The following is a 24,469-nucleotide window of genomic DNA, read 5'->3' as shown; positions in this document are numbered from 1 at the left end:
TTATTACTATATAGTTAGCATGCTAACTAAAAGAGGGGGACTGCAAACATGTTAAAAATATTTAAATACTTAAAACCAAAAGAATGGACGCTAATTGTAGCCAGCATAGTGTTCATAGTAGGGCAAGTTTGGCTAGATTTGAAGTTGCCGGATTATATGTCTAAAATTACGACCCTTGTACAAACAGAGGGCAGTAAAACGAGCGATATATGGTCAGCTGGAGGGAAGATGCTTTTATGTGCCCTTGGCAGTATGATTTTGGCAATCATCGTGGGCTATTTTGCGGCAAAGGTAGCAACGTCTCTTTCGAAGGAATTGCGAAAAGGGGTATTTAACAAAACGTTATCTTTCTCTATGGAGGAGATTAATGGTTTTTCAATCGCAAGTCTAATTACTCGTTCTACTAATGATATAACGCAAATACAGCAAACTGTTGCAATGGGTCTTCAAGTGATGATTAAGGCTCCAATCCTTGCAATATGGGCTATTTTGAAGATTACCGGGAAAAGTTGGGAGTGGTCAGTGGCAACAGGAGTGGCTGTCATTGTTTTACTGATTATGATAGGCAACCTGATCATCTTTGTGCTACCGAAATTTAAAGTTGTTCAAAAACTGACAGATAATCTTAACCGAGTAACAAGAGAAGGTTTAACTGGTATTCGTGTTGTTCATGCCTATAACGCACAACAGTATCAGGAAGAAAAATTTGAAAAAGTAAATAAGGATTTAACGGATACAAATCTTTTTGTCAACCGCCTTATGGCCCTTATGCAGCCGGGGATGGGTCTAATTATGTCAGGTTTAACTCTTTCTATCTACTGGATTGGAGCTCATTTGATTTCGAATGCAGGGGGTATGGACCGAATCGGTTTGTTCAGTGACATGGTAGTATTTTCATCTTATGCAATGCAAGTAGTTATGGCATTTATGCTATTATCAATGACGTTCATTTTACTACCGAGAGCAGCAGTATCTGCAGCACGTGTTAATGAAGTACTAAATACACCTCAGACAATTATTGACGGAACAATGCAATCGTCACCGAAGGGAATCGAAGGTGAAATCGAACTGCGTAATGTTAGCTTTAAATATCCTAATGCAGAGGACTATGTGTTAAAAGATATTAGCTTTACAGCACATAAAGGCGAAACTGTCGCATTAATCGGTTCTACGGGTAGTGGTAAAAGTACGCTGATTAATTTAATCCCAAGATTTTACGATGCTACGGAGGGAGAGGTATTAGTCGACGGAATCAATGTGAAAGAATACGCACATGAAGCTCTTTATAATAAGCTTGGCTACGTTTCTCAAAAAGCCGTATTATTTTCAGGTACGGTAAAATCTAATGTTGCCTACGGTGATAACGGTCAAACTTCATCCACAGATGAGGAGATCAAAAAAGCGGTGGAAATTGCCCAAGGGCAAGAGTTTGTGGAGACAATGGACGGCGAATATGAAGCGGCGATTGCGCAAGGGGGTACAAATCTTTCAGGAGGACAGAAACAACGTCTTTCTATTGCAAGAGCAGTGAATAGAAATCCAGAAATCTTTATTTTTGATGATTCATTCTCTGCCCTAGATTATAAAACAGACCGTCAACTTCGTTCAACTTTGAAAAAAGAAACGAAATGTGCAACTTCTTTGATTGTGGCACAGCGAATTGGAACAATTAAAGATGCTGATAAAATCATTGTTCTTGACGAAGGTAAAATCGTTGGTATGGGGAAACATGGTGAGTTATTGAAAACTTGTAAGACTTATCAGGAAATCGCCTATTCGCAGCTATCGAAGGAGGAGTTGGAAAATGAGTAATACACAAACAGATAAGCCCCGAAGAGGTCCCGGCGGTCCCGGTGGTCCAGGTCCTATGATGGCTCCTGGAGAAAAGCCCAAGAATTTCAAAAAGCCTTGGGCGAAGTTGATCGCCTATTGTAAACCTTATTTACCAGCGATCATCTTTGCACTTGTATTAGCAGTTGTAGGAACAATTTTCACGATCATTGGACCGAATAAGCTGAGTGAGATCACCGATTTGATCATGGATGGCATGGCAGGTGAGATTGATATTACAGCTATCGGAAAAATTGGTCTGTTCCTTGCTATTTTGTATGGGTTGAGCTTTATATTCAATTATATTCAGGCGTTTATGATGGCTACTATTACGCAGCGAGTTTCCAAAAGGTTACGGACAGATATTTCGAACAAAATCGATAGATTACCGTTGAAATACTTTGACTCTACAACGTACGGAGATGTGTTAAGTCGTGTCACGAATGATGTGGATATGATTGGACAGTCTTTAAACCAAAGTATTGGTTCGTTAGTGACAGCGGTAGTTATGTTCTTTGGATCTTTGATTATGATGTTCTATATTAATGTTACGATGGCTCTTTCTGCCATTGCAGCAACTTTCGTTGGATTTGTATTCATGTCATTTATTATATCCAAATCCCGAAAGTACTTCGTACGCCAGCAACAAGATCTTGGTAGGATAAATGGCCATATTGAAGAAATCTATTCAGGACATAATGTCATGAAGGTTTATAACGGTGAAAAAGTGGCGAAGCAAGAATTTAATGAAATCAATGAAAGTCTTTTTAATAGCGCTTGGCGAGCACAGTTTATGTCAGGGATGATGATGCCGCTCATGATCTTTATTGGAAATTTAGGTTATGTTGTTGTTTGTGTAGTAGGTGCTGCACTAACAATGAAAGGTTCTATTACATTTGGTGTTATTGTTTCATTTATGGTTTATATCCGCTTATTTACGCAGCCGTTGTCTCAGTTAGCACAGGCAGCTACAAGCTTGCAATCAACTGCCGCAGCAAGCGAACGTGTATTTGAGTTCTTACAAGAAGAGGAACTTAAAGATGAAAGTGATAAGAAATCCACTTTAGATGCTAAAGATGTTAAAGGTAATGTGAAATTTGAAAACGTTAAATTCGGATATACGAAAGAAAAACTTATTATTAAAGATTTCTCTGCTCAAATAAAAGCCGGTCAAAAAGTGGCCATTGTCGGACCTACTGGGGCTGGTAAAACAACGCTTGTTAATCTTCTCATGCGTTTCTATGAAGTAGATAGCGGGGAAATCATGATTGAGGATGTACCGACTAAGTCCATTACGCGTAAAAATGTTCACGACTTATTTTGCATGGTGCTGCAAGATACTTGGCTATTCGAAGGTACCATTAAAGAAAATATCATTTATAACAAAGATCATGTAACCGATGAAGAAGTAGTTGCAGCTTGTAAAGCAGTAGGTTTACACCACTTTATTAGAACGCTGCCAAAAGGTTATGATACAGTTTTAAATGATAATACAAGTTTATCTGTAGGACAGAAACAGCTTATTACGATTGCAAGGGCAATGGTTAAAAAAGCACCATTGCTAATCTTAGATGAAGCTACTAGCTCCGTTGATACGCGTACTGAAGCACTGATTCAACAAGCAATGGATAAATTGATGGTGGGCAGAACATCATTTGTTATTGCACATAGACTTTCAACAATTAAAAACGCCGATTTGATTTTAGTTATGAAAGACGGAGATATTATTGAAAGTGGTAATCATGAAGAGCTAATTGCAGAAAAAGGATTCTATGCAGACCTATACAATAGTCAGTTTGAAAATGCAGATGCTTCTTAAAATGGAATGCCATCAATTCACTTTTGGTTACTAGGGTAGTGTGTAGCTTCGTAAATAAGATGGATTGTTTACAAGTAAGATTGATAAAAATCACCTCGTTCCTTAGAGGTGATTTTTTTATTGGATATTTATGTTAAAATGGATTTGAATGTTGTGAAGGAATGTAGTTAAACTAACTGCGCAGGATAATTCAACAAGAGTTTAGGAATCAAAACAATAGAAAGAGACCAAAGGGGGTATTTCTAAATGAATAATAACTTTATTGAAAACATTCAATCCTGTTATTCTGACCTTTCCGTTGAAGACTTTTATCTTAATGAAATCGGACAGAATAACGATGTATTAATTGTAAACAAATCTTTGGTTTTTAGATTTCCAAAATATAAAAATGGCATCATTCAATTAAGAAGAGAGACGGAAATTTTGAAATATATTAAAGGGATCGTTTCCATTCCTATTCCGAATCCAATTTATGAGTCTTTTGTAGAGGTAGCACCAGGTAAGGTCTTCAGTGGCTATAAACAAATAGATGGTGTTCCTTTATGGAAGGAAAGTTTAACAGATGTTAAGAGTGTTGAATTGGTGAAAGGGTTGGCAAAACAACTTGTTTCTTTTCTTGTAGAACTCCATTCTATTTCAGGAGAAAAAGCAAGTCGAGATTTGAAACTAAAGGTTCGTAATCCTAGGGAAGAGATGTATACCCTGTATGATAAGATTGAAAATACATTATTTCCTTTTATCAGATTAGACGCTCAAAAGGAAATATCACAATCTTTTGAAACGTTCCTAAAAGGGAAAGCATTCTCAAATTTAGATATAACACTTATACACGGAGATTTCGGAGCATCTAATATTTTGTGGAATCCAAAAACAAGTATGATTTCAGGGATAATAGATTTTGGTGGTTCTGGTTTAGGAGATCCAGCGTATGACTTTGCTGGCATACTCTCTAGCTATGGTGAAGATTTTTTTGATATGTGTATAAACCCATATCCTAACGGTAATGAAATATCTGAACGAGTTAAATTTTATAAAAGTACATTTGCTTTACAAGAAGCCTTGCACGGGATTGAGAATGACGATAGACAGGCTTTCGAAAGTGGCATAAAAAATTATAGATAGAGTGCATAGGCAGCTTTTTTTCTTTCATGAAAGAATGTAGTATTCTTTCATTCTCTGTTGTGTAGCGCTAGTTTTGCGCTACATGGATGGCTAAGGAGGAACCGATAAGTTGAAACTGATTTGTAAAGTATGTAATTTAGAAATTTCTGAACCATTATCGGAATTAAAAGACTTGAATTTGATTAATGAAAATGATGGTCAAGATTATATTCCTAGAGGCTTTTATTTAATTCAAGAGGAAACAGCTTACGCACTATTAAAAGGTTCTATCATTATCAACATCAAGGATTTAATCAATTCAAACCGCCATTCAGATAACAGTAGATTAAATGGTTGTTGTGGTCTTGACGGCTGTGATGGAATGAACAGGGTTTGCTTGAATGGCCACGAAATTGGTACAGAATATTCTGATTGTTAGAGGTATCATAAAGTTGTATTAAATCCAGAGTTAGTACAACTTATTTAAGATTTACACTCATACCTCATACTGGCCTAACCACAAAGCCGATTTTGGACAAGGTATAATTGATCGCGAAAACCTAAAGGTTGTGAAGTTATGTTCTTCATGCTAATGAGCATATACTTTAATAACGAAGTTCTTCTTTTCTTGTTCAACTTATTGGCAGGTTAGTTTTGTAAAGAAGGTGCACTACAGTGTCTTTGGTGCTCCATTTTTATTAGATTAAAAGATGGAGGCGAAAAATTGAATGCCCAATGATAATGAAGCTTTATTAGATAAAGAAAAACGAAATGATTTAATAGTGAAAGAAGAAAGGAAAGTAGAAAGGAAAGAAGGAGAACCGACTCCAGCCTTTAAAGGGGCTTCGTGGGCAGCGCTATTAGTAGGTGTTGCGTCTTATCTTATAGGTTTGTTTAACGCAACTATGCAATTGAACGAAAAGGGATTTTACTTTGCAGTTTTAGTTTTCGGACTTTATTCGGCGATATCTTTACAAAAAGCAGTTAGAGATAAAGATGAGGGAATACCAGTTACTAATATTTATTATGGTATTAGTTGGTTCGCACTTATTGTATCTATTACATTAATGGCCATCGGTTTATACAATGCAGGAAGTATTGTTTTAAGCGAAAAAGGATTTTATAGTATGGCATTTGTTCTTAGTTTATTTGCAGCTATAACGGTTCAAAAGAATATAAGAGATACACAGAGGGCAAGAGAGAGAGGTTGAGTTATGTACCACAATGGAGCAGAATCCTACTATGCTGCAAGGAGTTTCCATGGCTCGTTAAGGTTCTACTAGCGACTAAAAGATACTCATTTTAGATCAAGTGAAGTGACCCCTAATTGTATTTGAAGACTCAATAATTCAATAAATAAAAAAAGAAGTCTAAATCCTTCATAAAATATAACGGAAAACCGTACCATAAGTAAGTTCGATTTTAAAAATAGAACCACCTAGAAAATTGTCTGACAACGTTCTAGGTGGTTATTTTTAAAAGGAATTATCCAAATTCAACTATTTCTAGTGTAACGAAATCAGGGGGAAGTTTTAAAACTTGCTCTAAACTCGAAAATATTACCACCGTAAGATAACGGTTTATTATTACAGGTAAATAGCCTACTCCTAATTTCATTAAATCCTACCTTTTGTATAAAATGTTTTGTTTAATTGTAACTGTTTTTCATAAGAAATGTAATGTTAACAAAACCTTATTTTGGCATACCACAGAGAACTGTAGCATAAGTAAGTGAGATTTAAAGCCAATCATTAAATAACAATGATTGGCTTTTTATGTTTAATTAAAGTCTATCAATATCTAATTTTGACGTTATCCCTATGCTAGTCGCCACGTTTCTCAAGATTTTTAGCAGTTTTGCTTTGGTCAACATCCTTTTGGTTTTTAAAGGTACCCATGAGAAAATCATAGGCTGGGTTCGTAACACCATACCAGTAATTTTCATTTTTGAAATGATGCCATAAATGAACCTTTTTCATCCAACGTCCCCATGGAGATATTGGTTGAAGGGGGCGATGGGCGATATAATGCTTCCACTCATAAAATAATAAAAAGAGCATGATCCCTGCAATAAATGCATTTGTAATTATAAAGCTAGATGAAAGTAAATAAATAATGACTGCTACAATGACAATGTTTGGCACACTATACCATAAGGGTAAAAATAATAAATGTAATTCATTCGGATTTGAATGGTGGTCATAATGTAAGCGTTTAAGCATTTTTAACAAAAATGCATTCTTAGGTGGTTTCAGATGAAAAAGAAACCTGTGTGTAACATACTCAGCTAAGGAATACATAATCATTCCAAGAATAAAAGCACCCAAAATTCCGATAGAGGTTAAATGAAGAATCATAAATCCAAAGCTAATGAGGAATAGACAAGTCATGATTAATATATCAGGATATGAAAAATATTCTTTAAAATATTTCAATCTCATTTATCACGCCTCCAGTATTCTTTATTTTTTTCTATCTTTCCAGAGTGCCAAGCTTTTCGCCATTGTTGTCGTAGACAACTTTTTCGCTTCCATTGCATCTCCCTTTAATGCAGCCTTTAATAAGTCGTGGTAATAGTTGAAGGACAACTCACGATATTCTTTTACAGAAAAATATCTTTTCGCCATATCTATATAAATGGAATCGAAGCTATTTAAAATGAGTAGAAAGATTGGATTGACAGCAAGGCCAGCACACTTTTTTTGCAGATCCCAATCAAATGCCGCATAGCTTTCTGCACTATCTTCAAGCTGCTCTAGATTGGCAAGGAGAGCAACCACTTTAGGCTGATTAAACGTAACAGCATCACGAATATAAGTCGGAGTCAAAGAACTTCTTAATTCTAATAAGTACATGATAAATTCATCTGTTATGCTAGGATGAATTTCAACAATATTAACAAGTGTCGTTAGATTCCCATTGCGCCAATAATCATTAACAATTGCAGGCATTCCTTTTCTTCCTGTTATCCATCCACCCCTTCCTAAACGTTGAAGTGCCTCTCGAATAGTTGGACGACCAACACCAAATTCTTTTGCAAGCTCTCTTTCCGGCGGTAAAGTACTTCCTATAGAATAAATACCAGCCAATATGGATTTAATTATTTCATTCTCGATTTTATCTGAGGAGCGTTCCTTTTCTTTCAAATTATCGTCCCCTTTGTTTTATGGTAATACAAATAAAAGACAGTGGTAATACCAAGAATTATATAATTAATCCGAATTTTCTGTCAATAAAGAAAGGCGAATTTTTATAAATAAAATTATCAAACAAGCCCGTAAAATCCTTAGAAGATTTAATTTATTTGAATCAAACAAGTACAACATGTAATTCAGGAAATAATCAATGGAACTAATTAATATAAGGCTGTTTTCTAAAAGATTATTGATTTTTTAACAAGTATTTAATGATCAAACTTTCTGGTAAAATAAGTGTGAGAAATTGTAAGGGGTTTAGTTGAACAATTGATTATTAGGGGGAAAAAGTGAAAAAACTATTTTGCTTGAAAGAAAAATTTCTCTTATTTCTTTGCCTCTCACTTGTAGTTTTATCGGGATGTGTAACTAATGGTAATCCTACACCAAAGGATTTTCTTAAGGATGGTAAAGCAGACATCTTTGTTCTGGATGATATTGTATATTCTAATGTTGAAAACATAGATTGGGTAAAAGAATTAAATTACACAATAGGTGAAGAAATTGGTGAAATAACAAAACAAACCAATAAAGCAAAGGGTTTTGAAAACGGAACATCTAACAAACTACCCGTTGGAACCATAATTTATAAAACCAATACACCAATCGATATTGCTATTGTAGATGGCAAGGAAATACCTTATCTGAAGATGCTCGAAGGATAATAGATAAGTATCTGACCTCTTTAATGACATTCCTAAAAATATCTCATGTCCGTAAACTAACAAAAAGTAGGTACAAGAAAAAATCTTGTACTTACTTTTTTATGTTGTCGCAATTTCCGTAACTTCTGCACCCACATGGACGGGTGGTTTACGATCTTTCCATGGAACAGATTCTTCTAATTGTTTCCCAAGCTGTAGAAGAGTTAATTCTTCTGCGAAGCGTCCTATAAATTGCAACCCAATTGGTAAGTCAGACGCACTCATCGCAAGTGGCAACGATAACGATGGTTGACCTGTTGCGTTAAATAAATTGGTAAATGGCGCGTATGTGAAAATTTCCTCTGTCCATTCAATCGCCAAGATATTTGGATTATCCACATTTAGCTCACCAATCTTCGGTGATAGTACCGATTGTTGGACATAACATAATCTGTTCTTAAATTTAATGTAAGACCGGCTAATATTAATTTAGACTTATACTTTATTTATTAAAACAAAAGCTCCATAAAGTCGCTCTCTTTTTAAATCCGGCTTTAAAATAAACGTGATTTGCCTGATCATTTTGATTATTTACATTTAGTGTGATTTGAGTGATTTCTTCGAATCGAAACATTTCTGTTAAAACTTCTTTTAGTAACTGGGTGCCTATTCCTTTGCCTCTGTATGCAGGATTAATAGCTATATATTCTAAATGGGCTTCTTTTGCTGTTAAGTCCATTTCATAATAGGCATATCCTTGAACGATTCCATCCGTTTCTATAATTCTTAAAACATTTTCTTCTTCCAGTTGAACTCTATTTAAAATGGTATCTGCATCGTAATACGTTTTTGAAAATGCATTTGTATGAATCTTTTTAAATTGCTCGTAATCGGATTCTTTATAATAACGACTAGTCATAGCAACTACAGTTTCAAAAGAATCTTTCGAAACTTCAAGTAATAGATGTTCACCTGTTTTATTGGCGTTTATTTGCTCCATAAATGCTAATTGTCGAGTATTCAGTTCGTTAATGAAGTAATAATAGGTTGAAATGTGTGGATATGTCTGCTGCAATGTGAAAAGTAATTTCTCTTGGATCGTTACATTATCATTTATGGAAAATGGTCCCCATACTTCACTTGAATCGTCGTCTATATCTAATCCAATAAGTGCTTGTATATTTTCATTATCGAAAGAAGCTACAATCGATGTAAATTCACCATCGATAAAATCTTCCTGTAATGTGCGCAATAGTTCTTGTTCATTTTGACCACAATAGCCAATGTTATGTTGTTCTTCGGTATTTTGCTGTGCAATAAAATGCGCGACTTCCTTTAAATCAGTTGGGTAGATTCTTTTTATTGTATAACACATATCGCAATCTCCTTAAAGTGATTTTTTCTTGATTTTGATGACATAAATGTAAAACATAATTTATTGTTTGCTCAACTAAACGTAAACAGACCCTCAAGACTTAAAAGTATTTTTGATTTCCCGCAATAGGGCACCGATTATGGAGCGATACAGGAGATGAGTGCGTTATTCTTACAATGCAAAAACAACCGTCATTTTATACGGTTGTTATGAATTGCTATTTACTTACTTTAATAATAGTACCTTGATTGATTCTTAATAAGTCCTGAACATTTATTTTAACTAACGAGTTTTCAGAACCGCCACCAGTATATATGTAATCCATATTGGTTACTTTGGGGTCAACTAAAAACTTTGCTTGAAAACCAAAAGAAGGGACTCCACCTGGTGGAAAACCTGTATGTTCAATAATTTCATTTCCGTTAGCAAGTCTTGGTTTTTCTATGTTTAATGATTTGGCAACACGAGTTGTACTAGCTCTATTGTTTCCTTTTACAATAGCAACTATTAATTCATTATTTGAATCAATCATGCAAATATTTTTTACAAAATCGTCTTCCGAACCATTAACTGCTTCAGCAGCTTCTTTTACAGAGTGGCATGATTGATTAAATACGAGGTGCTCAGCTTGTACATTATTAGAGTCTAAAAAAACTTTAACCTTAGTTTCATATGAATTCATAAAAGTCTCCTTTTAATATTCTTATTTATGTAAATATTAGCACAATAATGCAGGTTTTAATACCACTACTACTGAGCCATGTGAGGAAAATAATAAATAAGGTAATCCACTACATATTACGAATATCCAAGAATTTATGAGAAAGTATATTTTGCTTCTTGCTGAAAAGCTGAACGAGTAGAGAAGGGAATAAATTCGATGCTTATTCAGAATACATTAGCAGGAAGGTAGAGTTTATTAACTTAATAAAAAAGTGATTTTATAGGGTGGAAACCCGATAGGTGAAGACAATTTATCACTTTATCCCAGTAGAATAGAGAGGCTTTTGCAGCCATCTGGCATCGATATTTAATCGAGGCTAGGTGGCCGTTTCGTTTGGAAGTGGATATAAAATAAATAAAACATAGTTGACTTATTGGTTTTATATGTTTAAAATCGTAGTAATTGTTCGAATATATCGAATGATTAACTAATAGGAGGAGGGTTAAGGAATGACTATTGAAACACTGACAAAAGAGTTGACTGTTTTGTTTGAAGAGATAGTAGAAAATCGTCGCTTTTTACATCAAAACCCGGAGCTTTCTTTTCAAGAAGAAAAAACATCTCGCTATATCGCGGATACATTAAATAGTTATGGAATATCTGTTCGGGAAAACGTTGGTGATAAAGGTGTCGTCGGAATTATTCAAGGTAGAGAGCCGGGAAAAACGATTGCATTTCGAGCAGATTTCGATGCATTACCGATCGAGGATCAAAAAGAAGTTACATATAAATCTACAGTGCCTGGCGTTATGCATGCCTGTGGACATGATGGGCATACAGCTGCCTTACTTGCGGTGGCAAAAGTTCTTCAAAAACATAGAGACAGTATTCATGGAACAGCTAAATTTATTTTCCAACCAGCAGAAGAAAAGCCACCAGGTGGGGCGAAATTTATGATTGAAGATGGGGTATTAGATGGTGTGGATTATGTGTTCGGAGCACATGTAGCGACAGACCTCCCTGTTGGCAAGCTGTCAACCGCCTCAGGGGCAATAATGGCCTCAGTTGATGCTTTTACGATTAAAATTATCGGTAAAGGCGGGCATGGAGCCCGACCACATGAAACGAAAGATTCCATTATTGCGGCAACACATTTAGTCCAACATCTACAACAAATTGTTAGTCGTCGTATTAACCCAACGGAAGCGGCGGTTGTCACAGTCGGAAGTATTCATGCTGGAAATGCCTTCAATGTTATTGCAGACTCTGCTGTTTTAGAAGGAACCGTTCGTGCATTAAATAAAGACGTTCGTGCGCAAATTGAAAAGGAAATTCGAGCAATTTTAGAAGGGTTAAAGATTACTAATTATATAGAGTTTGAATTAGATTACCTACATGGTTATCCGGTACTTGTTAATCCAGTAGAAGAAGCTGCACTTGTGGAGCAATTTATTAAAGAGCAGTTTGGAGAGAGCGCTTTTATTCAGAAAGATCCGGTGTTAGGAGCGGAAGATTTTGCTTACTATTTACAAGAAAAGCCCGGTAATTTCTTTTATGTAGGCGCCCATAATGAAGATCCAAATACACAATATCCTCACCATCATCCAAAATTTGATTTTGATGAACGAGCACTACTAAATACAGGGGGAATGTTCCTAAAAATCGCGAGTCATTTTTTGATCGATTAATCTCTGAGAACTATGTGATTAACTTTAGTGCAAATTTATCCGGAGGAATAATACATTGATTGTCTTTAAACATATCGTAAAAGAATTTTATCAAAAGAAAAAGAAAATAGTCGCTTTAAATGATGTTTCTCTTGAAGTTCAGAAAGGCGATATATTCGGGATCATTGGCTATAGTGGAGCGGGAAAAAGTACATTAATTCGGATGGTAAATGGCTTAGAAGATCCGACTTCTGGACAAATCATCGTAGACGGCAAGGATATTCAAACATTAAGTCCGAATGAGAAAATTTTAAATAAGAAAAAGATTAGTATGATTTTTCAGCATTTCAATTTACTTGAGTCAAAAAATGTTTTTGACAATGTCGCTTTGCCATTAAAGCTACGGAATGAAAGTAAAGAAGACATCGATCGAAAAGTGAGGGAAATGCTTTCATTTGTAGGGTTAGAAGATAAAGATAAAAATTATCCGAACCAACTTTCTGGAGGTCAGAAACAACGCGTTGGAATTGCGCGTGCACTGGTTACAAATCCTGAAATTTTATTATGCGATGAGGCAACCTCTGCACTCGATCCTAAAACGACAAAATCAATTTTAGCATTGTTAAAACGAGTCAATGAACAGTTTAATATTACTATTCTATTAATTACACATGAGATGGAAGTTATTCGTGACCTATGTAATAAAGTAGCTGTGATGGAAAATGGTCAATTAGTTGAGACGGGAAATGTTATTCAAGTGTTCGGTCAGCCGAGCCAACCGACTACTAAAGATTTTGTAGAAACGGTTATCCCAAATAAAATTCCACAAGACCTATTGGATTTTTATCAAAAAAATCAACAAACGTATACGTTATTACGACTAAAGTTTTTAGGAGAAAATACGGCTAGCTCGTTATTATATCAACTAAATAAACGTTTCCATCATGTAGAAAGCAATATTGTCTTTGCCAATGTTACAGAACTAGAGGGAACTACTTTAGGCATCTTTACGATTGCTTTTTCTGCAAATGAGCCAATCATCCAAGAAATTAAAGCATTTATTAAAGAGTTTAATGTCATCGTAGAGGATGTGAAAATATGAATCGGATTTCCCCGGATATTATTTGGCAGGCCATGACCGAAACCGTTTATATGGTTTCTGTATCGCTATTAATTGGAACGTTATTAGGGTTACCACTTGCACTATTTCTAGTACTTACAAGGCCAAATGGCATAAAAGAAAATAAAATTATATATTTCATCTTAAATTCAATGATTAATATTATTCGTTCATTACCGTTTATTATTTTGCTCGTAGCGATTGTACCGTTCACACGCTTAATTGTTGGGAAAACATATGGTACGGAGGCGGCGATTGTTCCGCTCATTATTTACATTGCGCCATTTATTGCACGATTAGTGGAAACATCTCTATTAGAAGTGAATCCTGGAATTATCGAATTAGCAAAATCATTAGGCGCAAAGCCTTTACAAATTGTACGACATTTTTTAATTCCTGAAGCACTTGCTTCTATTATATTGACGCTAACAACTGCAACCATTGGATTGATTGGCGCAACGGCAATGGCTGGCACAGTTGGGGGCGGTGGTATAGGGAATTTAGCCATATCATATGGTTATCAACGTTTTAATACATTTGTCATAATTTTAACTGTCGTTATTTTAATTATTATTGTACAACTTATCCAATCACTTGGCAGTTATTTAGCTAAAAAAATTAGACATCAATAAAAAAGGGGTCTTCATTTATGAAAAAGTATATTTCAGCATTCCTATTAGTATCGCTTGCCATTTTTTTAGTAGCTTGTGGTAATTCTGACTCGAGCTCATCAGATGACAAGAAAACAATTAAAGTCGGCACGTCACCTGGACCTTATAGTGAATTATTTTTAAAGGCCGTAAAGCCAATTCTTGAAGATAAAGGATTTAAAGTAGAAGACACAGAATTTACAGATTTACGACAAGCAGATGTTGCATTAGAAGATGGTGGCATAGATTTAAATGTGGACCAACATACAGCATATATGAACAACTTTAATAAGGAAAGTGGCTCATCTCTTGTTTCGTTAACAGCTGTCCCAACAGTGCCAGCAGCTTTATTCCCTGGTAAAAAGAAATCATTAGATGACGTGAAAAAAGGCGACGTAATTGGTATTCCACAAGATCCATCCAATGCAGCTCGTGCCTATGCTATTTTACAAAAAGCGGGCTGGATAAAAATTAAAGAGGGTATCGATCCAATTCAAGCAACAGCACAAGATATTGTGGAAAATAAATATGAGTTAGAAATAAAAGAAATGGAATCGGCTCAAATCCCACGTACTTTAGAAGACTTGGACTATGGGGTAATTCCAGGAAGTATCGTATATTCTTCAGGAATTGATGCGAAAAATGCCATACTGCAAGAAGATGTTGTGAAAAAATACGAATTAGTAGCCGTAGTAAATGAAAAAAATAAAGATAGCGAATGGGCAAAAGCAGTAAAAGACGCGTATAACTCTCCTGAGTTTAAAAAATACATGGATGAAAATAACAAAGATAACTATTGGTTTATTCCTAAAAATGATTAAACCTAGTGTTCTAGGGGTAAAAAAATTGTTTCTTTTATGCTACAGATGATTTATCTACTGAGAGGAATCTATTTTGATTGATTATTGTCAAAATGGATTCCTCTTTTATGTTTTCAGATAAACAAAATTAATGTTTGTTTACAAATAAATGAATTTATTGTATTGAAAGTTTTCCAAGTAAGGAAAAACGAAAAATAATTTTACTGTAACACATTACAACGAAGTTTGAGGTAGGGCATAAATATAATGAAAAAGAAGTAAATGAGATTTTGAAGCCGATTTATAGCGATTATGTATCAATTAGAAGATATTTAATTGAATATGGCTTCCTAGATCGAAGTGACGATTGTACGACGTATTGGGTGAAAGAGGTTTAAAATGAACATAGGTAAATTCAGTTACCTAAATATTTCTATAAATCACATTAGTTGTTACTTATTTTTATTTTAACTATACTTACGTTGTAGTCATATAGAAAGGGTGATTGGATGAGTAAGAACTTTATTATATTTGGAGCAAGCCAAGGATTAGGTGATGCATTTGTAAAGGGGTTACCAACAAAAGGGGATACAGTATGGGTGGTGTCACGAACACGACCAAGTAGCTTAGATATAAATGATGGCGTAAATCGTAAGTGGCTGACTATTGATTTATCTAGTCAACAACATATTCCTGTTTTAAAAGAAGCTTTACAAGGCGTTGCTATTGATGTATTAATTTACAATGTAGGTGTATGGGAAAAGCGTGGTTTTGAAGATGACTATACGTTTGATCACGATGAAGTTGGGGATATTGCAAATATAATTAATATTAATTTAACTTCCACAATTACATATATCCAAGCGCTATTACCTAATTTAAGACAGGCGAGAAATGGAAAAATAATTTTAATAGGATCGACAGCAGGTTTAGATCATACGAATAATGCACAAGTTTCGTTTGTTACATCTAAATTCGGCTTACGAGGCATTACAAATGCTTTACGCGAGCATGTGAGAAAAGATAAGATCACTGTAACGTGTATTAATCCAGGGGAACTGGCTGCTGAAGTACCTTTTGAAGAAGGGGCTGAAAAAGCAATTAAGTTGTATGAAGGTACACGTATTCCGGTACAAGATATTGTAGCCATTGTCCAATGTGTTATTAATTTATCACCAGTTTCATGTGTGAAGGAAATAAATATTCCTGCTATTACAGATATGAATGTATAATTCAGTATAAAAAACGGCCCACATGTTGAACGATTCTGTTCAATATGTGGGCCGTTTAAAATGGTGCTTATTTCATAATTATTCTGATTGGTAATCACGTTTTTCGGGAATTAGAATTTCTAACTCAAGAATATGACTATTAGTAAAGATGCCGCTTGAGAGCTCCATTACATAGATAGGGGCATTTTTCTTGTCGATAATGGATAATACTTGTTCCTCAAATTCATCATCATTTTCACCAATAATAAGTATAGAACTATATTTACCTTCATTCATGATGAAATCAGCTTTATGGTCTGATTTTATACATATATGATATTCATCTTCTTCAAAAACATAAATAATGTCATTATAAAAAAATTGCGTGGATAATTGTAAATTAAAAATATTTTTGGCTGATAAAGTTTCATTTGGTTTTAAAGTGATTATTTTTTCTAAATGATTTGTTTTTAAGTATTTTGTAGAACTTACTTTTTTATTTGTAATATTTACATAATGGTGATCAATTGCCTTTTTAATTTTTTGTAGTTTGTTTATTTCGTCTGAAAGTTCTTTTGATTTTTCGCTTAATAAACTCAAATAATCATTTTTTTTATATGTCGTTACAACATCTTTAATTTGTGCGATTGAAAGATTTAAGTCTCTCAACATTAAAATTTGAGCAAGTTGATAAATTTCCTTAAGAGAATATTTTCGATATCTATTATTATCTGTGTAGGATGGAAATAAGAGTCCTTTTTCTTCGTAATATCGTATTTGATGATGACTAATATCAAATATTTTAGCTAACTGATTTATTGTAATTGTTTCATCCATAATATCCCTCTTCTCTAGATAAATATAAACTTTAGGGCTAGCCTAATGTCAAACGATAAACCTAAGATCCTGAACAGTTATCCCTGATCATGAAAGAAATGGATGGGGTATAAGAATATGTAAGTATAAATCCCATGTGATAAAGCTAAAGGATTTGCTCCGTTGGATTTTAGCATCATTCTACCAATGAATAATTGGGCAAATGAATGGAGAGGTGGACACAAAAAAAGTTGGTTTGACATTAGGTCAACCCTATAGTTTATAGTGATGATGTATTAAGTAGGGCGCCCAAAAAATGCATAGGTTTCTGATAAATAATGGTTTCATCAATATTTTAGTAGATATAAAAAGACTGCAATATCTATAAAAAGATGTCCCAATCGTGTACTTAAGGAGGAACATTTATGATCAAACAGTTACAATCTAAACGTATGGAAGGGTTAGATTTCGCTAGAGCCTTGGCTATGTTTGGAATGCTGATAGTTAACTTTAAAATTATTATGGGAGCGGCAGGGAGAGGGCCGGATTGGCTTATATGGTTTACTGGACTTTTCGAAGGAAGAGCGTCCGCTGCTTTTGTTGCGCTGGCAGGTATCGGTGTTGCTTTGATGACAAGAAAAGCTAGAAATGGCGGTGACCTTTCTACTATTAAAGAAAATAAGGTGAAATTATGGAAACGTTCCGCTTTTCTTTTTATTCTAGGTTTACTTTTATATGTTGCAGATTGGACTGGAGATATCCTTCATTATTATGGCGTTTATATGCTGATTGCATCCTTTCTTATCGTAGCATCTACAAAGCTCATGATCATCATATCTAGTCTTTTTTTAATCACCACGCAGGTCTTACAAGTGACACTGAATTATTTGAAAGGTTGGCATCCCAAACAGCCATTTATGGAATATCTTGATTTTTGGACGATTGAAGGTTTTATTAGAAATCTGTTGTTTAATGGGTATCATCCAGTATTTCCTTGGATTTGTTTCTTTTTACTCGGAATGATCCTTGGCAGATTTGATTTATCGAAGAAAGCTGTAAGAAACAAAATGTTGTTTATTTCTATAATTCTACTCATAACAATAGAGGTACTTTCAAAAATATTAATGCGACTATCTTTGGCGGTGTTAGATGTAAACAGTGCAGAAGTCTTGTTTCAAACAGGGCCAATTCCACCAAACATATTTTATATGTTATCAAATGCCGCCTCAGCGATCATTGTCATCGTTGCCTCTATTTATATTGTAGAAAACTTTCCTAGGCATTGGTTGACGAAATCACTTATTCAAACAGGACAGTTAACATTAACTCACTATGTAAGTCATGTATTTATCGGTGTTAGCATATTAACTTTATTCAATAGATTAGAAAACCAAACGTTAGCATTCTCATTAGTATTTACACTATTGTTTTTCGTAGCGAGTATTTTATTTTCTGTTTTATGGAGCAGAAAATTTAAAAGGGGACCCATTGAATGGGTTATGAGAAAAATAACAAAATAATATTTTGGTAGAAGAAATAGTTTTTATTAAATATGAGAATAATATAAAAGCGTTCTTGTAACAAGTAGGAACGCTTTTATACAAAAGAAGAAGGTTTTAGTGGAAAATATTCAATCTAATAACCAATCGTGGGATTCATCGGCAAAACTCTGAAGGTAATTCATGAATAACCCTGCATGATAACCATCACAAACAGCGTGGTGCATTTGTAAAGAAACAGGAAGATAAATAGCATTTTCCTTCTGCGAAAATTTACCTGCAGTTATAATCGGTAAAAGATAATTACCCCCATTATTGATGTTGAGATTGAAACCAGTAAATGAACTCCATGGTATCATTGATATGTGAAAAATATTTTCTGGGATAGGGGATTTCGGAAATAAACTGATCTTCCCGTTATATTTCTTTAAATCACTTTCGTAATTCTGATGGAACTGTTTAAAATTATCCGATATTTCTGTCCAAATGCTCGAAAATGTCTCTGATTCCTCATTAAAGATCGTGTAACTTGGATTTAATTTTTCCCAATAACCTAATTCTCCTTGGCTATTAAAACACGTTCTAAATGCAATATTAGTGTTGATAGCTTTTGTTACTATATATATGAATGTTGGATAAAACTTAAGATTAGTATCCTTTATGTTTTTATACAGAATACTAATATCTATTTCTGTCGTCATACTAAATGTTGTTTGTTGGGTAATATAATGCTCAAAATATTCGTGTCGATACCAGTTCTTTCGATCAATTTTATTAAAAATCATTATTTTTTGCCTCCTAAATAGTATTTTATTTAGAAGGCTATTTTCACTGTTTTTTTCATTTACTACACCTCGTATATGATATTGTCTGATAAAATTTTTTGTTACTCAACGATTAATATCCTTATAATATAGTAAAGAGGGCTTTCAAGGACAGCCACTAAATGAACATAAATATTACCGGACAGTCCAATGCCATTTAATAGCATCTTTTTCAACACTTTTGACAAAACCGTCTTTCCCGTTACAATAGCCATCAATATCATTTGGATACTGCTTGGCAAGCTGGCTCTTTAGTTCCCCATACTGCCTGCAAACTTCGGGATGCTCTCGAAGGTAATCTCTAAATGCTAAATGTCTTTCTATTTCTTCCATGTTGTTATATTGAAAAGCGTGAATTTGGTGTGTGCGATGATCGCCACCTTTACGGAAATATCTTCTTCCAGTTATCCCGAATTCCCCCTTAACTTCGTATCCAATCTCTTGAAATTGCTTAGAAAATGAATCTAATTTATGAATATCATTGACTACTAGTAAAATATCAATAATGGGTTTTGCTTTTAGACCTGGAACTGATGTACTTCCAATATGAAAACTATTCACCAATTCATCTTGAAGGATATTTCTAATAGAACGTTCCTCTTTCTGAAAGTCGCTGCTCCAATTGTGGTTATAATCTACAACTTTTATAAACCTCATTCAATACACCTTATTCTTTGTTCGCATGTTGTTATACAAATTTTATTCATTATTACAAAATATGATAAATCTAATGTCTTGTCAATAATGTTGTTTGAAAATAAAGGATATTTTAATTTTATCTACAAAGAGGTGATTCGTTTTTTTGTGGCGATGAAGAGTTTTAGTAGCAACTCTTCATCACTCTAAAGGGGAGGTAGGTAACGCTCAAACTTTATTTTTGTGTTGCTTTAATTAATTCTAAATATTGAGTATCCCCTAAACCATATTGAGGGAAAAGATGCAGCAAGTTTCGAACAATTTCACGGTGAGGAAGGTTTTGATGTGTTTGAATGTATTTTGTTATTTCGTTATCGCTTTGTAACAATTCTAAATACAATTTGATTCCTTGATACATTACCGGCATCAATTCTACATCTGGCATACGGTGTTCTACTAACACTGATTCATATATTTGATAATAGCTGCCTAATGTGATTTCAGTTTCTTTCACGTCATATGTTTGCTCTCTAACCGCATGATAATAAATAGTTCCTTTAAATGATATATGTTCTAAATAAGCTAAGATCGTTATTACATTCATCTGACAGAACATATCTTCACCAAACCAAAGAACGATACATTGATACTTTTTTGAAAATAAGGTCTTTTCAAGTGGTGCAACTGTAATTGCTTCATATTCAGCAAATGAGACTTCATGACCTGTCGCTCGAACCTGTTTGAATGAGTCGCTAAAAATTGTTTTAACGGTGTCGTGTACACACATTGCTTCATTAAAAGGTGCGTAATCGCTTTTTCCCATTAATTGTTGAGAACTGAATTCTTCGTACATATGTTGTCCATTTAAAATGTTCAGTACTTCGTGATCAAAATGTTTATCCACATGCTTTTGTAAGTCTTCAATTCTTAATTTTTTTGAAATGTCCATATAATAACCCCTCGCTTCATTCATAGTGAGTTTTACATATGATTGTAATGGTTCAGGACAAGAACGAAAGACATTAGGGCTAACTCCAAATATCTCCTTGAAAGCTCGGGAAAATGCTTCTTGGGACGAGTAGCCATGTTTGATCGCTATTTCAATGATCCTTTCATCTGTTTCACTAAGACTGATGGAAGAAAGATAGGTTTTTCTAAGGGTCATATATCGTTTGATACTAATGCCCGTTATTTGATGAAATTTAAAGGAACAATAGTAAGAAGAATAGCCCATTGCTTCACTTAGTTTCATCAGGGAAAACCCTTCAAACAGATGCTCTTCAATCCAATCAATCATATCTTGAATCATGGTGTTCATCATATATCACTCCTGTTTTTAATTATAGTGAAGAATGAAAAGGTGTTTTGATATTCGTTGTGTTTTTTGAATGAATCGAACTGGATTCAACGATAAAGTGGAAATGATGTAATATCAAGAATTTTTTATGTAAAATCGAATTTGCCTTTAAGGTATTTCATAGAGTGAAATTGGTTGATTGGAAAATAACTAAATATAAAACATATGGTATATCTAGGAGCCATTAAATTCGGTGTTAAGAAAAAAGAATAAGGAGAGTATTAGGTGAAAAAAAGAAGATTGCTTATTTTTGCGATATTACTAGGATTGTTAACGCTATTTATAAGTTTTAGTCAATTTTCAGGTCCTTCTAAAGAAGAAATAGAGGGGACTGAAAAGGATTTTTCATCAGAACGAGCTCTTGATTATTTAAAAGAAGTTACAAAGGTACCGCATCCAATGGGCTCTCCTGCGAATAAAAAGGTCAGAGATTATATTGTCAAATACTTTCAAGATATAGATGTGCCTGTTGAAATTCAATCGAAGCCGGTTAAGGATATTAGAGATGAGAAGTATGCTGCGGAATTAGGTGTAGAGACTGTTGAAAATATTATCGCGAAAATCCCGGGGACATCAGGAGATGACAATCCGATTTTATTAACAGCCCATTATGATTCTGTAAAAGAGGCTCCTGGAGCGTCAGATGATGGTTACGGAGTTGTCACAATTATGGAGACAGCTAGAGCATTAAAACAAATGCCGGCACCTAAAAATACAATCTATTTTGTGCTAACAGACGGTGAGGAGCTAGGGTTACTTGGAGCGAGTGCTTTTAAAGATAGAACAGATATTTTGAATAATGTTAGTGTAATGTTAAATTTTGAAGCAAGAGGAAATACAGGGGTACCGATTTTGTTTGAAACGAGTTCAAATGATTTAAAGTTAGTGCAATTGTATAAAGAGACCGTTCCATACCCCGTAGCCTACTCATTTGCTTCTGAAATGTATAAAAGGATGCCGAACGATACAGATTTTACAGAATTAAAAGTGGCAAATAAATTAGGCTATAACTTTGCAAATATGAATGGATTAGAGGCATACCATACGGAGTTAGATCGTGTGGAAAATAGTGATGAGGGAACAATTCGTCACTTTGGGAGCTATGTTTTTCCTTTAGTGAAAAAGTATATGATGATGGATGCAAAAGAGTTTCAAGCCATAGAGGAAAGTAAAAGCGATGCCATTTACTTCCCATTAATGAAAAAAACATTAGTCGTGTATTCCGAAAAGGTAGTCATTCCATTGATGGTTGTTTTATTGGTCTTAACAGCAGTAATATTCTTCTTCAGTTTTAAAAAGCAAGTGATACAAATTAAGGGCCTTGCTTTAAGTTTCTTTGCGATGATAGGTAGTTTCGTTGCCATTTTCATCTTCTATTTCCTTCTAATACGTCTTTTAACTATCGTATTTTACGGTGGAATAAATGAATATAATATGGTTATGTTTGGTACTTATGATTCGACAATACTTACGTTGCTGGTCTTACTCGCTATAATTCTTTGTTTCTTTTTTGCGAAGTGGATTTCGAAAAAATGGGGTCCTTCGAATTTCGCGATGAGTACGCAAGTTATATGGGCTATATTGGCTGTAATGACTAGTCTAACTTTCAAAGGTATAAGTTATGCATTTACGATTCCAGTGATCATTAGTTTGCTGTTGATTATACCAATCTTATTAAAAGTAAATTGGGCGAAGGGTGTATATAATTATGTAACGGTTGCCGGATGGGGAGTCCCGAGTATTTTATTACTGGCACCAGTTATGTATCTGATGTATGTAGCGCAAACAATTAGTATAGCACCTATATTAGCCATACTAACAGCAATCATTGCATCCCAAATAATAGCAATTGTGAATTGGATAGTGGCGCGAGAAGAGGCATAGTAGAGTTTTTATATAAAAAGAGGAGAAAAGCGACTTCGTTTTTCTCCTCTTCAACTTTTAAGCCATCAATTAAATATCGAATTGACTTTTAAATTTGAAAATCTCATCAACAGCTTTGTGATATCCACCTGATGTACGGAAGGATTCTTTACTATTTGCAACAGCTTTATGGATGGAAGGGTTGTTTAACACCTGATCGGCAGCTTCTTTTAATTGGTTTGCCGTCAAGGTTTGCATTTGTAATTGAATACCTGCTCCGATATTGGTTACCTGCTGAGCGATTAAAGGCTGATCCGCACTAAGTGGGATAACGATTAGCGGAACCCCGTTATAGAGAGCTTCATTCGTACTGTTCATGCCGCCGTGTGTGATAAATAATTTAGTGTATTTTAGCAATTCGGTTTGTGGAACATAATTTTTCACAATGAAGTTTTCGGGAATCTCTCCCAATTCATCAAGTTGAGTTTGTCCTCCGATAGACATAACAACGGTATGCTCAGTATTTCCGAGTGCTTTAAAACAAATTTTATAGAAATCAATGGCTTGATTTAAGACCGTACCGAGTGAAATGTAAATGAGGCTTTTTCCTTTGATGGCAGTAAGATCGAAATCTTCTTGTGTTAATCGTGAAGAGATGGAGGGACCTACAAATTTATAGGTTTGGTCAAATGTTTCTCCAAAAGGTTGAAATTCTCTCGTTGTATAAACGATTGTAAACGGTGCGGGATTACAAAAAACGTCATAAGGTGAATTGATTTCAACATCATATTTTTCTTTAATTTTTGTTGTTAGATTTAGAAAATCGTCATTGATAGTTTTTAAAACTTCAGTTGGGACATTTTTTGAAAGATGTTCTATTGTTCTATCAAATGATTGTTTAGTTTCAGCAAAAGATGTACATGAATTGATTGCCGGAAGCTTAAGGATTTTGGCCAGTAAATGGCCACAACCAAACATAGAATCGTGGATGATGTAATCAAAATGCTCTCCTTTAATTTGTTCAAGGACGCTAGGTATGACGACATCTGCAGTAAGTAAAAGTCCGTTGACCCTTTCAAGTAAATGATTTCTTCCACCTGAAATAAAGGCTTTGATAAATTTTTGACCATCAAATGTGCGTACAGTCGCTCCCGTCTTCTCAATACGCTCTCGAAAAGCTTCTATCGTAAAGAACACGACCTCTTCGCCACGCGAAATTAACTCCTGCACAACGCCAATAGTTGGATTGATATGTCCTTCTGATCCACCGTTAATAAATAATACACGTGCCAATTCTATCACTCCTTCGGTAAAGATTTTCAAGATTGTGTAAGAGGAATGGATACCGTCACATATCATTGCTTAATTATGTTAAAGCAGTATAAGATCTTTTTGCAAG

General features: G+C 34.5%; 25 protein-coding genes. 15 read left to right on the top strand and 10 right to left on the bottom strand.

The window, feature by feature from the left end:
• The first annotated feature begins 48 nt into the window (after window positions 1–48).
• The 6 genes from ACYQ73_RS09485 (at window position 49) to ACYQ73_RS09460 (ending at window position 6,033) form a co-directional block, all read left to right on the top strand.
• Window positions 49–1,812 carry an ABC transporter ATP-binding protein gene (locus ACYQ73_RS09485; RefSeq protein WP_460012254.1) on the top strand — a complete coding sequence of 588 codons (1,764 nt, stop codon included), beginning with the start codon at window positions 49–51 and terminating at the stop codon, window positions 1,810–1,812.
• Window positions 1,805–3,649, top strand: coding sequence for an ABC transporter ATP-binding protein (locus tag ACYQ73_RS09480; RefSeq protein WP_460012253.1), 1,845 nt, complete (start codon window positions 1,805–1,807; stop codon window positions 3,647–3,649). The genes ACYQ73_RS09485 and ACYQ73_RS09480 overlap by 8 nt, the downstream gene beginning before the upstream one ends.
• Window positions 3,650–3,895: 246 nt before the next feature.
• Window positions 3,896–4,771 (top strand): phosphotransferase family protein, encoded by an 876-nt coding sequence (locus tag ACYQ73_RS09475; protein ID WP_460012252.1) that lies wholly within the window; start codon window positions 3,896–3,898, stop codon window positions 4,769–4,771.
• A gap of 109 nt (window positions 4,772–4,880) precedes the next feature.
• Entirely contained in the window at window positions 4,881–5,189 is a 309-nt protein-coding gene (locus tag ACYQ73_RS09470; protein ID WP_460012251.1) for a hypothetical protein, read from the top strand.
• 289 nt (window positions 5,190–5,478) lie between these two features.
• Entirely contained in the window at window positions 5,479–5,961 is a 483-nt protein-coding gene (gene yiaA, locus ACYQ73_RS09465) for an inner membrane protein YiaA (protein ID WP_460012250.1), read from the top strand.
• A gap of 3 nt (window positions 5,962–5,964) precedes the next feature.
• Window positions 5,965–6,033: a hypothetical protein gene (locus ACYQ73_RS09460; RefSeq protein WP_460012327.1), complete on the top strand. Its 69-nt coding sequence runs from the start codon at window positions 5,965–5,967 to the stop codon at window positions 6,031–6,033.
• 540 nt (window positions 6,034–6,573) lie between these two features.
• Here the strand turns inward: ACYQ73_RS09460 and ACYQ73_RS09455 are convergent.
• The gene (locus tag ACYQ73_RS09455; RefSeq protein ID WP_460012249.1) at window positions 6,574–7,191 is read right to left on the bottom strand and encodes a sterol desaturase family protein; all 618 of its coding nucleotides are present in this window, start codon (window positions 7,189–7,191) and stop codon (window positions 6,574–6,576) included.
• Between the two features lie 21 nt (window positions 7,192–7,212).
• On the bottom strand, window positions 7,213–7,896 hold the full coding sequence (locus tag ACYQ73_RS09450) for a GntR family transcriptional regulator (protein WP_460012248.1): 684 nt from the start codon (window positions 7,894–7,896) through the stop codon (window positions 7,213–7,215).
• A 338-nt stretch (window positions 7,897–8,234) separates the two neighbouring features.
• Between ACYQ73_RS09450 and ACYQ73_RS09445 the strand changes: the two genes are divergently transcribed.
• Window positions 8,235–8,609 (top strand): hypothetical protein, encoded by a 375-nt coding sequence (locus ACYQ73_RS09445; RefSeq protein ID WP_460012247.1) that lies wholly within the window; start codon window positions 8,235–8,237, stop codon window positions 8,607–8,609.
• A gap of 99 nt (window positions 8,610–8,708) precedes the next feature.
• Here the strand turns inward: ACYQ73_RS09445 and ACYQ73_RS09440 are convergent, their stop codons facing one another.
• The 3 genes from ACYQ73_RS09440 to ACYQ73_RS09430 form a co-directional block, all read right to left on the bottom strand.
• Complete coding sequence (locus tag ACYQ73_RS09440; protein ID WP_460012246.1) at window positions 8,709–8,987, bottom strand: amidase family protein; 279 nt, start codon at window positions 8,985–8,987, stop codon at window positions 8,709–8,711.
• A gap of 103 nt (window positions 8,988–9,090) precedes the next feature.
• On the bottom strand, window positions 9,091–9,963 hold the full coding sequence (locus tag ACYQ73_RS09435; RefSeq protein ID WP_460012245.1) for a GNAT family N-acetyltransferase: 873 nt from the start codon (window positions 9,961–9,963) through the stop codon (window positions 9,091–9,093).
• A 217-nt stretch (window positions 9,964–10,180) separates the two neighbouring features.
• A complete protein-coding gene (locus tag ACYQ73_RS09430) occupies window positions 10,181–10,645 on the bottom strand; it encodes an aminoacyl-tRNA deacylase (protein WP_460012244.1) in 465 nt (154 codons plus the stop codon).
• 491 nt (window positions 10,646–11,136) lie between these two features.
• On the opposite strand from ACYQ73_RS09430, the gene ACYQ73_RS09425 reads away from it, so the two are divergent.
• The 6 genes from ACYQ73_RS09425 to ACYQ73_RS09400 all read left to right on the top strand — a co-directional run bounded on the left by ACYQ73_RS09425 (window position 11,137) and on the right by ACYQ73_RS09400 (window position 16,096).
• Entirely contained in the window at window positions 11,137–12,315 is a 1,179-nt protein-coding gene (locus ACYQ73_RS09425) for a M20 metallopeptidase family protein (RefSeq protein ID WP_460012243.1), read from the top strand.
• A 55-nt stretch (window positions 12,316–12,370) separates the two neighbouring features.
• The gene (locus ACYQ73_RS09420) at window positions 12,371–13,396 is read left to right on the top strand and encodes a methionine ABC transporter ATP-binding protein (protein ID WP_460012242.1); all 1,026 of its coding nucleotides are present in this window, start codon (window positions 12,371–12,373) and stop codon (window positions 13,394–13,396) included.
• Window positions 13,393–14,046, top strand: a complete 654-nt coding sequence (locus tag ACYQ73_RS09415) for a methionine ABC transporter permease (protein ID WP_460012241.1) — start codon at window positions 13,393–13,395, stop codon at window positions 14,044–14,046. The genes ACYQ73_RS09420 and ACYQ73_RS09415 overlap by 4 nt, the downstream gene beginning before the upstream one ends.
• Before the next feature lie 17 nt (window positions 14,047–14,063).
• Window positions 14,064–14,885 carry a MetQ/NlpA family ABC transporter substrate-binding protein gene (locus tag ACYQ73_RS09410; protein WP_460012240.1) on the top strand — a complete coding sequence of 274 codons (822 nt, stop codon included), beginning with the start codon at window positions 14,064–14,066 and terminating at the stop codon, window positions 14,883–14,885.
• Window positions 14,886–15,097: 212 nt separating this feature from the next.
• Window positions 15,098–15,262 (top strand): DUF2087 domain-containing protein, encoded by a 165-nt coding sequence (locus ACYQ73_RS09405; protein WP_460012326.1) that lies wholly within the window; start codon window positions 15,098–15,100, stop codon window positions 15,260–15,262.
• 111 nt (window positions 15,263–15,373) lie between these two features.
• Window positions 15,374–16,096 (top strand): SDR family NAD(P)-dependent oxidoreductase, encoded by a 723-nt coding sequence (locus ACYQ73_RS09400; protein ID WP_460012239.1) that lies wholly within the window; start codon window positions 15,374–15,376, stop codon window positions 16,094–16,096.
• A gap of 78 nt (window positions 16,097–16,174) precedes the next feature.
• Here ACYQ73_RS09400 and ACYQ73_RS09395 read toward each other — a convergent pair whose 3' ends face one another.
• On the bottom strand, window positions 16,175–16,912 hold the full coding sequence (locus tag ACYQ73_RS09395) for a helix-turn-helix domain-containing protein (RefSeq protein ID WP_460012238.1): 738 nt from the start codon (window positions 16,910–16,912) through the stop codon (window positions 16,175–16,177).
• 404 nt (window positions 16,913–17,316) lie between these two features.
• Here ACYQ73_RS09395 and ACYQ73_RS09390 point away from each other — a divergent pair, with 404 nt between their 5' ends.
• Window positions 17,317–18,411 (top strand): DUF418 domain-containing protein, encoded by a 1,095-nt coding sequence (locus ACYQ73_RS09390; protein ID WP_460012237.1) that lies wholly within the window; start codon window positions 17,317–17,319, stop codon window positions 18,409–18,411.
• Window positions 18,412–18,521: 110 nt separating this feature from the next.
• Here the strand turns inward: ACYQ73_RS09390 and catA are convergent, their stop codons facing one another.
• From catA to ACYQ73_RS09375, 3 genes are all read right to left on the bottom strand, one after another.
• The gene (gene catA, locus ACYQ73_RS09385) at window positions 18,522–19,175 is read right to left on the bottom strand and encodes a type A chloramphenicol O-acetyltransferase (protein ID WP_460012236.1); all 654 of its coding nucleotides are present in this window, start codon (window positions 19,173–19,175) and stop codon (window positions 18,522–18,524) included.
• Between the two features lie 174 nt (window positions 19,176–19,349).
• Window positions 19,350–19,871: a GrpB family protein gene (locus ACYQ73_RS09380; protein WP_460012235.1), complete on the bottom strand. Its 522-nt coding sequence runs from the start codon at window positions 19,869–19,871 to the stop codon at window positions 19,350–19,352.
• A gap of 214 nt (window positions 19,872–20,085) precedes the next feature.
• Window positions 20,086–21,168, bottom strand: a complete 1,083-nt coding sequence (locus tag ACYQ73_RS09375) for a helix-turn-helix transcriptional regulator (RefSeq protein ID WP_460012234.1) — start codon at window positions 21,166–21,168, stop codon at window positions 20,086–20,088.
• A gap of 264 nt (window positions 21,169–21,432) precedes the next feature.
• Between ACYQ73_RS09375 and ACYQ73_RS09370 the strand changes: the two genes are divergently transcribed.
• Window positions 21,433–23,091, top strand: a complete 1,659-nt coding sequence (locus ACYQ73_RS09370) for a M28 family peptidase (RefSeq protein WP_460012233.1) — start codon at window positions 21,433–21,435, stop codon at window positions 23,089–23,091.
• Between the two features lie 69 nt (window positions 23,092–23,160).
• Here ACYQ73_RS09370 and ACYQ73_RS09365 read toward each other — a convergent pair whose 3' ends face one another.
• Window positions 23,161–24,363 (bottom strand): macrolide family glycosyltransferase, encoded by a 1,203-nt coding sequence (locus ACYQ73_RS09365; RefSeq protein WP_460012232.1) that lies wholly within the window; start codon window positions 24,361–24,363, stop codon window positions 23,161–23,163.
• Window positions 24,364–24,469 lie beyond the last annotated feature (106 nt).

It is taken from the genome of Lysinibacillus sp. CTST325, from assembly GCF_054665055.1.
This window is presented reverse-complemented; position numbering and strand designations above follow the sequence as displayed.

Coding starts and splice junctions, on each gene's coding strand:
- ACYQ73_RS09485 (WP_460012254.1), top strand. CDS start 49: ATGTTAAAAATATTTAAATACTTAAAACCAAAAGAATGGACGCTAATT.
- ACYQ73_RS09480 (WP_460012253.1), top strand. CDS start 1,805: ATGAGTAATACACAAACAGATAAGCCCCGAAGAGGTCCCGGCGGTCCC.
- ACYQ73_RS09475 (WP_460012252.1), top strand. CDS start 3,896: ATGAATAATAACTTTATTGAAAACATTCAATCCTGTTATTCTGACCTT.
- yiaA (WP_460012250.1), top strand. CDS start 5,479: ATGCCCAATGATAATGAAGCTTTATTAGATAAAGAAAAACGAAATGAT.
- ACYQ73_RS09455 (WP_460012249.1), bottom strand. CDS start 7,191: ATGAGATTGAAATATTTTAAAGAATATTTTTCATATCCTGATATATTA.
- ACYQ73_RS09435 (WP_460012245.1), bottom strand. CDS start 9,963: ATGTGTTATACAATAAAAAGAATCTACCCAACTGATTTAAAGGAAGTC.
- ACYQ73_RS09430 (WP_460012244.1), bottom strand. CDS start 10,645: ATGAATTCATATGAAACTAAGGTTAAAGTTTTTTTAGACTCTAATAAT.
- ACYQ73_RS09425 (WP_460012243.1), top strand. CDS start 11,137: ATGACTATTGAAACACTGACAAAAGAGTTGACTGTTTTGTTTGAAGAG.
- ACYQ73_RS09415 (WP_460012241.1), top strand. CDS start 13,393: ATGAATCGGATTTCCCCGGATATTATTTGGCAGGCCATGACCGAAACC.
- ACYQ73_RS09410 (WP_460012240.1), top strand. CDS start 14,064: ATGAAAAAGTATATTTCAGCATTCCTATTAGTATCGCTTGCCATTTTT.
- ACYQ73_RS09400 (WP_460012239.1), top strand. CDS start 15,374: ATGAGTAAGAACTTTATTATATTTGGAGCAAGCCAAGGATTAGGTGAT.
- ACYQ73_RS09395 (WP_460012238.1), bottom strand. CDS start 16,912: ATGGATGAAACAATTACAATAAATCAGTTAGCTAAAATATTTGATATT.
- ACYQ73_RS09390 (WP_460012237.1), top strand. CDS start 17,317: ATGATCAAACAGTTACAATCTAAACGTATGGAAGGGTTAGATTTCGCT.
- catA (WP_460012236.1), bottom strand. CDS start 19,175: ATGATTTTTAATAAAATTGATCGAAAGAACTGGTATCGACACGAATAT.
- ACYQ73_RS09380 (WP_460012235.1), bottom strand. CDS start 19,871: ATGAGGTTTATAAAAGTTGTAGATTATAACCACAATTGGAGCAGCGAC.
- ACYQ73_RS09375 (WP_460012234.1), bottom strand. CDS start 21,168: ATGAACACCATGATTCAAGATATGATTGATTGGATTGAAGAGCATCTG.